This window comes from Leptolyngbya sp. FACHB-541, from assembly GCF_014695875.1.
Lineage (GTDB): Bacteria > Cyanobacteriota > Cyanobacteriia > Elainellales > Elainellaceae > JAAUTN01.
On sequence record NZ_JACJPC010000021.1, the window covers coordinates 55,395 to 67,025 of the forward strand.

10 protein-coding genes are annotated in these 11,631 nt (G+C 49.2%); 4 read left to right on the forward strand and 6 right to left on the reverse strand.

The genetic code is table 11. The annotated features are described in order from the left end of the window. The first annotated feature begins 70 nt into the window (after positions 1-70). The gene (locus H6G00_RS03305) at positions 71-733 is read left to right on the forward strand and encodes a cofactor assembly of complex C subunit B (protein WP_190795619.1); all 663 of its coding nucleotides are present in this window, start codon (positions 71-73) and stop codon (positions 731-733) included. Between the two features lie 171 nt (positions 734-904). Then, entirely contained in the window at positions 905-1,420 is a 516-nt protein-coding gene (locus H6G00_RS03310) for a DUF456 family protein (protein ID WP_190642539.1), read from the forward strand. Between the two features lie 22 nt (positions 1,421-1,442). Here the strand turns inward: H6G00_RS03310 and H6G00_RS03315 are convergent, their stop codons facing one another. After that, a complete protein-coding gene (locus H6G00_RS03315; RefSeq protein WP_190795620.1) occupies positions 1,443-2,477 on the reverse strand; it encodes a PfkB family carbohydrate kinase in 1,035 nt (344 codons plus the stop codon). A gap of 159 nt (positions 2,478-2,636) precedes the next feature. Continuing rightward, positions 2,637-3,857 carry an acetamidase/formamidase family protein gene (locus tag H6G00_RS03320; RefSeq protein ID WP_347278142.1) on the reverse strand — a complete coding sequence of 407 codons (1,221 nt, stop codon included), beginning with the start codon at positions 3,855-3,857 and terminating at the stop codon, positions 2,637-2,639. A gap of 375 nt (positions 3,858-4,232) precedes the next feature. On the opposite strand from H6G00_RS03320, the gene H6G00_RS03325 reads away from it, so the two are divergent. After that, on the forward strand, positions 4,233-4,907 hold the full coding sequence (locus H6G00_RS03325; RefSeq protein ID WP_190795621.1) for a response regulator transcription factor: 675 nt from the start codon (positions 4,233-4,235) through the stop codon (positions 4,905-4,907). A gap of 13 nt (positions 4,908-4,920) precedes the next feature. On the opposite strand, the gene H6G00_RS03330 is transcribed toward H6G00_RS03325, so the two are convergent. Continuing rightward, positions 4,921-7,095 carry an ATP-dependent RecD-like DNA helicase gene (locus H6G00_RS03330; protein WP_347278143.1) on the reverse strand — a complete coding sequence of 725 codons (2,175 nt, stop codon included), beginning with the start codon at positions 7,093-7,095 and terminating at the stop codon, positions 4,921-4,923. A 237-nt stretch (positions 7,096-7,332) separates the two neighbouring features. Here H6G00_RS03330 and H6G00_RS03335 point away from each other — a divergent pair, with 237 nt between their 5' ends. Next, the gene (locus H6G00_RS03335) at positions 7,333-8,997 is read left to right on the forward strand and encodes an adenylate/guanylate cyclase domain-containing protein (protein ID WP_190795623.1); all 1,665 of its coding nucleotides are present in this window, start codon (positions 7,333-7,335) and stop codon (positions 8,995-8,997) included. 12 nt (positions 8,998-9,009) lie between these two features. Here H6G00_RS03335 and H6G00_RS03340 read toward each other — a convergent pair whose 3' ends face one another. The 3 genes from H6G00_RS03340 to H6G00_RS03350 all read right to left on the reverse strand — a co-directional run bounded on the left by H6G00_RS03340 (position 9,010) and on the right by H6G00_RS03350 (position 11,493). Then, positions 9,010-9,504, reverse strand: coding sequence for a hypothetical protein (locus tag H6G00_RS03340; RefSeq protein ID WP_190795624.1), 495 nt, complete (start codon positions 9,502-9,504; stop codon positions 9,010-9,012). Continuing rightward, positions 9,501-10,532: a hypothetical protein gene (locus H6G00_RS03345; protein WP_190795625.1), complete on the reverse strand. Its 1,032-nt coding sequence runs from the start codon at positions 10,530-10,532 to the stop codon at positions 9,501-9,503. The genes H6G00_RS03340 and H6G00_RS03345 overlap by 4 nt, the downstream gene beginning before the upstream one ends. Positions 10,533-10,650: 118 nt before the next feature. Further along, entirely contained in the window at positions 10,651-11,493 is an 843-nt protein-coding gene (locus tag H6G00_RS03350) for a radical SAM protein (RefSeq protein ID WP_347278144.1), read from the reverse strand. Between the last annotated feature and the right edge of the window lie 138 nt (positions 11,494-11,631).

Genomic DNA, 11,631 nt, shown 5'->3' on the forward strand with positions numbered 1-11,631 from the left:
GACTTAACTTCTGAGGCGTTTGTTCCAGTTTTGATTAGCTTTAGTTTTTACTATCAGCCAGACCTAATCTATGGCTAGACCTGACCAAAATCAAGTATTGCGGCAGTTGCCCATTGTGGTAGGTGTTTTGGCGGGTTCGCTATTGATGATCAATCGCCTGCTGACCCCGGCTCCGAGTGGTTTTCAGGCGCGATCGGATGCGTTGGGGATCATCGTTAGTGCCCTACTGATTCTAACGGGCTTGCTGTGGCAACAAGTGCAGCCGCGACCGCCCGAAGTCGTTGAGCTAACTGGTGAAGAAGGGTTTGAGTTAGCGCTAGATTTGCCAGATCCCGTCAAAACAGAATTAGCCTGGGCTTCGCACCTGCTGTTGACCAATACCGTGACGCGATCGCTCGTGGTCTATTATCAGGGGCGAGTGCTGCTGCGACGTGGCATCCTGGCTCCCAACTCAGAGGTTAAGCCAGGAGACATCCTAAAGCGAGTGTTGGAAAAACAGAAGCCTGTATACCTGGTGAACCTCAAAATCTATCCGGGGCGAGTCGAATTTGACTATTTGCCAGAGAATACTCAAGGAGTGATTTGTCAGCCCATCGGCAGTGAAGGGGCGCTGATTTTGGCAGCTAATGCCCCCAGAAGCTACACGCAGCAAGACGAAACCTGGATCGCTGGAATCGCCGATAAGCTGGCAGATACTCTAAGCCGATCTCCGTTAGTATCCTCTGAAGCCTAGTGACTTCGTCATTCCTTCTTATTCAGACGCGATTGTGGAAGTTCAACCCGCTTGTAGGGGCGAATCGCGATTCGCCCTTACCCCAAACCCCCTGATTAAATTCTTGTCTGCATCGTTGCGTTCCCAACCAAAGTTCAACTCAAGCAAACCCACTGTGAGGAGATATTGTTAATGGCAGTTCTGTACTGGTCGTTGGTCGCGCTAATGATTGTCGGTGTGATTGGGGCAGTGGTTCCTGGCATTCCTGGAACTAGCTTGATTGTAGTGGCGATCGCCATCTGGGGTTTCGCTCAAGGATTTACAGGGCTCTGGATTCCCATCGCCGTCGCGATTACAGTGCTGCTGCTCAGCATTGGCGTTGACCTGCTGGCAACCTACTGGGGCGCAAAAAAAGCAGGAGCGAGCAAGTGGGGACAAATTGGAGCGATCGTGGGCTTGTTCCTGGGCTTCTTTGGACTGCTTCCAGCGTTGCCGTTTGGCGGCCCACTGTTGGGAATTCTGATTGGTCCACTAGCCGGAGCCATCATCGGTGAATATCTCTATCGAAAAGACCTAAACCTGGCAGTTAAAGCCGGAGTTGGTATTGTCGTTGGCTCGCTAATTGGTAACTTGATTCAGGGCGTGCTGGCGATCGCCGTCGTCGTGGTCTTCCTTGTCTCAACCTGGCCGCAAGTACAGGCATTTTGAAGCGATCCGGTTTGCAGAAATTTTAGTCAGACATCTCATCCAGCAAGTCTTGCAGTGCAGCTTTCATCTCCTCAACTGTGGTCGTAGCAGTGCCAAACTGCCGCACCACAATACTGGCTGCCAGGTTGCCTAGAATGGCTGCTTCCCAGGCAGACGCGCCGACTGTCAGAGCGATCGTGAGCGCCGCCGCCACTGTGTCACCTGCACCTGTAACATCAAATACTTCGGTGCGATTAAACGCGGGGATCACGGAATGGTTGCCATTGCGGTCAAACAGGCTCATTCCCTCCTCGCCTCTGGTAATTAGAACATGCTGTGCCTGAGTTAGCGCTAAGAGGTCACGTCCGGCTCGTTCGAGTGCTTCAGGAGAGGCGATCGCGTATCCCACCGCGAGTTCTGCCTCCGGCAAGTTTGGCGTAAACAAAAAGGCTCCAGCGTAGCGATGCAACTCAGTTTGGGCATCTACCACAGTTTGAGTATGGGACAGAGCTGCCTCAATTACAGGTTGAGTTAGTCCGCCATCTCCATAATCGGAACAGACTACCGCCTGAGCATCCTTTGCCTGCTGTTGAATGTATTCTGCTAGCTGAAGTTGCAGGCTGAGATCGGGCAAGCTATCTGATTTGCGATCGATTCGCACGATCTGCTGGGTTACAGATTGCCGAGCATGACCAGAGATGCGAGTTTTGGTCACGGTGGGTCGATCCCGATCGACCAAAATTCCCTGCGTATCAATTCCTGCTGCTTCAAAAATTTGCCTTAGCGCATTTCCCTGGTCATCTTTCCCGACCAGCCCAACAGCCTTGACTTGCGCTCCTAGCTTCGCCAAATTGTAAACTGCGTTGGCTCCCCCACCCGGCACCTGTCGCGTCGTCTCATGCCGCAAAATCAACACGGGAGCTTCCCGCGAAACTCGCTCAACTTGTCCTGTCAGAAATTCATCCAGGGTGAGATCGCCGACTACCAGGACTTGCGATCGCCCAAAATTCTCTAAAAGTTGCCAAAGCCGATCAGCCGCAGATCGGAGTTGAACAGTAAAGTCAGCTTCTAGGGTCATAGGCGGTTGTTAGAAATTGAGGGTTGGAGATTGGGGGTTAGCCTTCTTGGAGAAACGAGATAAATCGCGTCTTGTGGACTGATAGCGATCGTTCCATAATCTACAGGCGAATTAGGGGCGACGCATCCCCCCTAATTCCTAACCCCCAACCCCTAATCCCTAATTTCCTTGGGTTAGTGGTGCAAATAGCTCCTTAGGAATCACTCCGTGAATTCCTTTGACGATATCGACAACCTGAGAAACCTCAAAGTCGATTGCTGCACTCCCGAAAAGAAGCGCATCTGGCTTGGTCAAACCATATTCCTCGTTGACGATTCGCAGATATTCACGCACTGACTTTTTCATTGCCTCATCCAAGTCTTGGTCAAGACCGACTGCAATCCACGCATCTTCGGTTTCACCGACTGGCGCTTCTAGCGTCATACCTTTATGAACAATGAGCTCAAAGGTAGGCGTGAGAGAGCATTCGATCGCTGTCAGCGCAACCTCTCCATTACCCTGAGCACAATGAGGATCGCCAGAATAAAATAGCGCTCCGGGCACTTGAACGGGTAAATAAAGGCTGCTGCCTACTCCTAAAAGCTTAATATCTACGTTGCCGCCGTATAAACCAGGCGGAACTGAATTGACTGCATCTTCAGGATCAGCCGGAACAACGCCCATCAGTCCCATGAATGGCTTCAGCGGAATGTTTAAGTTAGGCAGTCCATTCGTTGGCTTAAAGATGCCGATGTCATTCTCGCGGTCAATGGGAATGACTTTGGTGTAGATCGGTTCACCATTCTCAGGATATTCCCCTGGGAGAGAACCTCTGCCATGACGGTTAGAAATCACACCGTAGGGTACGCGGTAATCAATGTTGAGGGTCTTGATTTCCAGTACGTCTCCCGGTTCTGCCCCTTCTACATAGATGGGACCAGTGATCACGTGTGGGCCAGGGCCAGTTTTCTCGACCTCTGCCTTGATCTGCAACTGGTCAGGCAAAATATCTGATTCAGCAATACCACTACCTGTGAGAAATTCGATGGTGTCTCCCTGGTCAGCCAAAATGCCTTCGTGAGAAACAGTTTGCATAACCAAGCGATCGCCCGACTGCACTCGCAAAATCGGCTCACTGTCTGGCTTAAACAGTTCTCCCCAAATCACGTTTTCAGGAGTAGACAAGACCTCATAGGTCTGACCAGTTGCCGTTGCTGGAGAAGGAAACACGCCCCCCACAATTGCCCACAGAGAGAGAGCGATCGCCGCAGTCACACCTGCGGTCAATCTCAACCTGCGAAACCGGCGACTGCGTCCTCTAATTGTTTCAGTGACCAAGCTGATGCCTGAACGAATCTGATCTACAGGTCGCTCTAGCCGAAAACCTTGCTTTTTTCTCACCTTTATCTCCTAGTTCGCTCCTACACCCGTGCTTAAGGAGTTTCCTCAGGGCTAGAACCTACGTGATCAAGACGCAAAACCGGACAAAGGGAACAGTAGATGCTTTAGATTTCTTAGTTTTACGTATGAATACGCAAGGCCGAGCTTGGAAGCTCCTTAAATTCCGGTAGATGGCATTAGTGAACAGGTTTTCAGGAATGAATTTTGTAGCATATGCTACAAAATTCATTCCTGGTTATGCCAAAAGTAGTACTCTAATCCTGACTCTCACTCTAAAATGTATCCTTTAACACAACGCCTACCTACGACACAAGGGAATCTAAATTTTACGAGATCCAAGAACTGCTTACTGATAGCGCTGGGTCGGTTGTGCGTATGCGAATTTTGCTTGTTGAAGATGATGCCAGGTTAGGCGAAGCGCTCTCAGAGGCGCTGACTGACCAACGCTATGTTGTAGATGTTGCTAAGGATGGGGAAAAAGGTTGGCAGCAGGTGACAACCTTGCCCTATGACCTGATTTTGCTGGACGTAACGTTGCCCAAGCTGGATGGCATGAGCCTCTGCCAACGTCTGCGAACTCAAGGCTATGACCAACCGCTGATGATGATCACCGCCCGTGACACTAGCGCTGACAAAATTGCTGGACTGGATGCGGGAGCCGACGACTATGTGGTAAAACCGTTTGACCTGCCAGAACTGTTGGCTCGAATTCGTGCCCTCCTGCGTCGCGGCAGTTCTGGTTCCTCTCCAGGAATGCAGTGGGGCAGGTTGCAGCTAAACCCCAGTACCTATGAGGTGCAGTATGGCGATCGCCCCCTCCGGCTCACCCCCAAAGAGTTCTCTATTTTAGAATTGCTCGTCCGCAACGGTCGCCGCGTTCTTAGTCGGGCCGCGGTGATTGAGCACATTTGGTCTTTGCAGGAGCCACCCGAAGAAGACACGGTCAAGGCACATATCAAAAGTTTGCGCCAAAAGCTAAGAGTCTCTGGCGCGCCTGAAGACCTGATTGAGACGGTGCATGGCTTGGGATATCGGCTAAAGCAGATTTAGTCGATATCTATTCCTAAAAGTCCAGATGTCCGCTCAGGCGTTTCTCTAAAAGCGTGTATCGCTGCTGGTCTTTGACCTGCCGGACGGCAAGGGCGATCGCCTTTTGTGGCCCCACCAAAATCGCCAGTTTTTTGGCACGAGTCAGTCCGGTGTAAATTAAGTTGCGGCTCAGCATCAAGTAGTGCTGCATATAGAGCGGCAGAATCACCACCGGATACTCACTTCCCTGACTTTTGTGAATGGTGACTGACCAGGCTAAAGTAATTTCGTTCAAGTCGGCGTAGTCATAACTCACGATCCTTTCTGCGAATTGCACGCTCACTTCTTGTTCTTCTGGATCGATCGCCGTAATCACTCCTAAATCTCCGTTGAATACTTCGCGATCGTAGTCATTCACTTTTTGGATGATGCGATCGCCCACCCTCAACACCATTCCGCCCCGCTCAATCTGTGCCTTTGTGGAACTGGGCGGATTAATTAAAGATTGCAGTACACCATTCAAGTTGCGCGTCCCGACTTCCCCGCGTGTCATCGGACATAACACCTGTACATCTCGCGCTACATCAAAACCTAATTGCGGAATCAGATCGGTGATCAAATCATGGATTGCCTGAATTCCGGGCTGTGGCTCTGGTGCGCCTAACCACAAACAGTCCGATTCAGGTACATTAGACACAGGCTCTAGCTGAGGAAACTGACCCTGATTAATTCGGTGAGCATTACTCACGATCTGACTAGTTTGAGCCTGACGAAAAACTTGTGTTAGTCGCACCACCGGGATTTTTTCTGACGCAATCAAGTCCTGCAAAACCGCACCTGGTCCGACGCTGGGTAACTGGTCAATATCTCCCACAAGCAGCAGTTGAGCATCCAGAGGAATAGCTTTGAATAGAGAATTTGCCAGAAACAAGTCCAGCATGGAGGCTTCATCCACAACAATTGCCTGCGCTGGAATTGGATACTCCTGATCGCGCTTAAACTTCATCGTTTTGGGGTCAAATTCCAACAAACGGTGAATCGTTTTAGCAGGTTGCCCCGTCATTTCACTCAGTCGTTGGGCTGCCCGTCCCGTGGGGGAAGCAAGAGCGATCGCCTTTCCCATTGCCCTCCACAGTGCCACAATAGTGCGTGTCGTAAACGTTTTGCCGCAGCCTGGTCCACCCGTGAGAATTAACACGCGCTGAGTAGCAGCCATTTCGACCGCATGGCGCTGCTGGTCTGAAAGCTGTAAGCCAGTTTTTTCGGTGAAGCGATCGATCCAGCGCTGTACTCGTGGCAGATCTACGGTGAGGGGTTGATTGAGCAGTTGTTGCGATCGCTCTGCCAGTTTCTTCTCTGCCCCAAAGAAAGGAGGAGCATAATAAACTCGTGTTTCTGTGTCGGGTATCTCTTCCTCAACCAGTTCTCCATCACTCACCATCAGTTGAATGATAGATGATACCTGTGTTGGTTCAGGTTGGTGATCGTCTATTTCCAGCCGTTTCACCACTCCATTCACTAACTCATCTTTGGGTAAAAAACAGTGCCCTTCTTCAGAGGCTTCTGTTAACACATGGAGAGTGCCGCTGCGATAGCGAAACTCTGAATTAGGCGCAATTCCTAAGTTGCGGGCGATCGCATCTGCTGTGACAAAGCCAATACCATATACATCCGTCGCCAGTTGGTAAGGATTGCCGGTTACCGTGGCGATTGACTCATCTCCATACTGCTTATAAATCTTCACCGCATACGTGGTCGAAACTCCGTGCCCTTGCAGAAACAGCATCACCTCTTTGATTGCCTTCTGCGTTTCCCAAGCCGCTTGAATTAACTTAACTCGCTTCTTGGCAATTCCCGGAACTTCTGCCAAGCGTTCTATCTGATGTTCAATCACCTCTAGAGTTTCTAGCCCAAAGTGCGCCACAATCCGCTTAGCTGTCACCGGACCTACCCCTTTAATTAAGCCACTGCCTAAATACTTTTCAAGTCCTGTGAGCGTCGCAGGTTTGGTTTCTCGATACTGAACAACCTGAAACTGTTGCCCATACTTAGGATGTTCTCGCCAGGTGCCCTGAAGCTGTAAAGTCTGCCCTGCCTGAATATTGGCAAAATTGCCAACGATCGTCACTAACTCACTGGTGCGAGGCGCTTTCAGCCGCGCTATTGTATAGCCCGATTCCTGAGAATGGTAGGTCAACCGCTCCACCACCCCTTGCAGTGGCTCAATCGGTGGCGCAGCCTGAGCATTCCCCTGAGACTGATTGGGGGGCTTCTCCGCAGCAGTTTGATATCTTCCCGATGAGTTCGACACAGTAACTGTTGGCGCTGAATACTTCTAGTGTGCCAGCTAGACGCGGCATTGGGGTTGGCTGCTCGCCAAGTTAGGTAAGTTGCAGTCTGGGTAACCTAAGGGGGTTGGGACAAACTCCTCTCTGATTTGAAGGCAATGCAGCAAAAATACAGCGCGATCGCCAGCGTCATCAAGCTCGTCGGTCGGTTTGGCAGATTCGCTAAACCGTCGTTAGAAGGTGTTACCGTTTCACCGTCTGAACTTTCTTCAAATCCAGCGATCGCCCCCTATTCTGTTCCTGACAACGAGGACGAAAGGCTAGATGTGCTGCGACGATATCAGATTCTTAATACTTTGCCTGAAGCAGAGTTTGACGATCTAACCGAGCTAGCAGCTTACATTTGCGGTAGCCCCATTTCCTTGCTCAGCCTTACTAGTGCCAATCAGCAGTGGTTTAAGTCCAGGGTTGGGTTAGATGCTACTAGCGCACCGAGAGAGTTTTCCTTCTGTTCCCACGCAATCCTCAATCCAGACGATCTGATGATCGTACCTAACATGCTAGAGGATGAGCGATTTGTCGATAACCCACTTGTCACAGCCGACCCCAGCATTCGCTTTTATGCAGGGGCACCGCTGGTTACACCAGATGGCTTTCCCCTGGGAACGCTCTGCGTAATGGATCGGGTGCCGCGCAGCCTCACGCCAGAGCAGCAAAAGGCACTGCAAACCTTAAGCCGACAGGCGATCGCCCAGATGGAGTTGCGGCTGACCGTAAAAAAACTAGAGCGGCAAATCGTTCGCTATCAGCAGGCAGAAGCAAAACTGCGGGCTTCAGATCAGCAAGTGGTGGATTTGTTGGAAGGGATGACCGACGGCTTTTTTGCGCTCGATCGCCAGGGCCGTTTTACCTTTGTCAATCGCAAAGCAGAGCAAATTTTGCAGCGATCGAGCGAAGGTCTGCTAGGCAAGGTAATTTGGCAAGTGCTGCCCGAAATGGCGAACTCAACCTTTAAACGAGAATACACAAAAGCGGTTGACCAGCAAACCAGCGTCAGTTTTGAGGAATTTTCTCACCCCTTGGGACGCTGGATTGAAGTTCGAGCATTCCCCTCTTTTGGAGGAATTTCTGTCTTTATTCACGACATCACCGTTCGCAAAACGGTAGAGGAAGCGTTGCGCTACCAGCAGGAGCAGTCTGAACATTTGTTGCTGAACATCCTGCCCGAAGCGATCGCCGATCGACTCAAAATCGAAGAAGAAGCGATCGCGGACAGCTTTGATGAAACGACCATCTTGTTTGCTGATCTGGTTAATTTCACTCACATTTCTAGCCAGATTACTCCCCATGAACTGGTGTCTCTGTTAAACAAAATTTTCTCTGTGTTTGACCGACTCACCGAAAAATATGATTTAGAGAAAATTAAAACAATTGGAGATGCTTACCTGGTCGCCAGTGGCGTACCCGTTCCCCGCCGCGATCACGCAGAAGCCGCCGCTAATATCGCGTTAGAGATGCAGGAAGCCATTCAACAGTTCAGCACTTCTCAGGGCGATCGCCTCTCGCTTAGCATTGGCATCAATTCAGGCTCAGTTGTTGCTGGAATCATTGGCACCAAAAAGTTCTCCTATGACCTCTGGGGAGACACAGTAAACGTAGCCAGTCGAATGCAATCTCACGCCTCATCTGGCAGCATCCAGGTGACAGAAGCAACCTATGAACTGTTGCGCGATCGCTACCTGTTTGAGAAACGCGGCAAGATTGTGGTCAAAGGTAAAGGTGAGATGACGACTTATTTATTGGTTGGCAAAAAAGAGAGATAGCGTTTATCTCTATCATTGATTTGTGGCAACCTGAAACGCCTGATGAATCTCTGCTTCTTTCCATCCTTGCTCTGTCAGGGTAGCGAGAATTCGTTCATAAGGGTGTCCTAGTCGGACTGCCCGCCGGATATATTCGTCTAGCGCAATGCGTTCCTGGGAAGTTGTGTTTTGGGAAACGGTGCGGGCGACTACCCCTTGAGGGGAACTGCTTCGCATCGCCTGCTGACGAATGGATGCCTCAGTTCGCTCTGCTGCATTTCTGACTGCTCCGTCGCGGCTAGATATCCCTGTAGTGTTAGCAATTTCCTTCGCTAAAGTGAGTGCTGCCCATCCTGTCACAAGGGACAAAGGAATCCAGATAATTAAACCAATTCCAGCTGTACACACGACTGAAGCGGCTAGCAGCCAAAAGGCGTTGCTCAACCCGCCTGTGAATGCAGCAAGACAAAGAAAGACCAGGGGAAACCCGACGGCAAAAGATTTAAATGATCGGATAGGAGTGCTCATAATTTGTTGTCAATTGCAGTTTCCCAGTAGCGGATAAACGTAATCACTAAAGCCATGTAGCAGGGAATGGCAAAGGCAACCTCTACAGGCACATGGGTGAAAGGTGTGGTGAAACCAGTGAAGTTGGCGATCGCACTTTCACCATAGACTCGATAGCCGTTGATGATAAACCAGGACTCTAGCGGCAGGGCGATCGCCCCTGTCACGAGTAGGGCAATTAGAAACCGTTGGGGAATGCTGTAGTGGATGAACAGCTTGTTCACAATATTCATTGCTAGCCAGATCACCAGAATCCAGGTTCCAGTCATAAGCAAGCTAATGTCATGAAAGATGTAAGACCAGTCAGGCAAATTCTGATTTCTTGCCATTGGTTCAATCATCACTTCAAACAAAAGAATGCCGACTAAAGCAATGACAAAACTTCTTAGCCATTTTCTTCGCTTAGTTGGAATTAAAAGCTGGTCATCAATTGCAAAACTCCAATACTTATAGAAGCTAATCACTAAAGTTGTAAAAACTGGCGTGTAATAAATCACCTCAATAATGGGCACATTCCAAACGAAAATGCCAATTACGGAATCCAATACCTCCGGGGCATAACCTCGAATTCCAATATTTACAACAACGATTTCAAGAATGCTAACTAGAACAGTCAGAATTGCTAAGTAAAGTGCAAACCGGTGCCATTCCTTCCAGCGAGGCAAAAAATGATCAACTAGCAGCACGACGGATAAAATCATTGCTGCCCAGCCGATCGTCAAAACCCAACTCACGTCTCGATATACATACGCCCACCAACCCAGCTTATGGTTATGCCACATAGGAGCCGTAAAGACCTCAAAGATCAGCACACCAACACTCATGATTAGAAAGCGCTGTCCGATTTTGTCTTTGACTTTAGGAAGAATCAAAAAAGCAGCAGCAACTCCACTAAAAACGAATAGTTCAAATAATAGAGTTAGCGGGGTTGGTGTTGCATCAAAACCGCAGGCTAGATGAGAAAGGAAGCTATTAGTCAATCCATTCATGCAAAAGAAATTTCTCCAGCTAGTTCTTTAAGGATGGGTTGGCGATCGCACAGCAATTCAATTCCACAAGATAGTGCGTTACAGCTTTGCCTAACACACCCTATACATCATTCACTGATCAGCACTTACTGACAGCGCCACAATCATTACAGCTTCCATCGGAAACCGTCGTCATCTCGCGAAATGTTGAATCTTTGATTTTGCAGCCGCCCCATTTTGCCTGACAAAATTCCGGCAAAGTTGTCAGTCTTTCCCACACTTTCCATAGCGGCTCTTCTAACACATTGCCAAATTTGCTGTGGTTAAAGTCACAGGACATGATGTCGCCATAGGGAGAAGCATAAAAGTAACTGGTTCCACAGGAGCACCCGACACTTTTGTGACTAGTGAAGTGGGCATAAAAGGTGACGCCAGGGTAGTCTGAATTTTGGTTATACCGTTGTGCAGATTGAATCATGGCTTCAACCCAACCCTCGTTATCGATTAGATCTTCTCGATCTTTGTATCGTCCTGTGGGCAACGCATCAAACACTAAAACTTCGTGAATACCAATTTTTTTGCCCAATTCGACAATTTTTTTGAGCTCACCTTGCTCGTAAGCTTCAGGTGTCATGGTGGTCGAAATTCCGGTTGAGAAACCTAGCTTTTGAGCTAGTTGAATTCCTCGAATTGCCTTGTTAAAAAGACCCTCCTTGCGCCGAAAGTGGTCGTGCTCTAGCGGATTTGCCGAATCAATACTGATGTAAATACTATCCAAACCTGCTGACTTCAATTCATGAATTCGCTCTTCTAAGAACCAACCATTTGTGAATAGAACGGTGGTAGAAAAGCCTTTATCTACAGATTGAATAATTTCTGGCAAATCCGATCGCATCAGGGGCTCACCCCCCACAAAGTTAATCACAGAAACGCCCAAATCTTGAGCATCTCGAATCAATTTTTGTGCCTGATTGAGTGTTATAGCTCTACGGGAGCACGTTAGGACGTTATTTTAGAGATAGATAAGCGTTTAGGAGTGCCAATGTCAGCCCCCTACAGTTATGACCTTCGTCGCAAAGCGATTGATGCAGTAAAGCGTGGTGAGCGTAAAAGTGAGGTG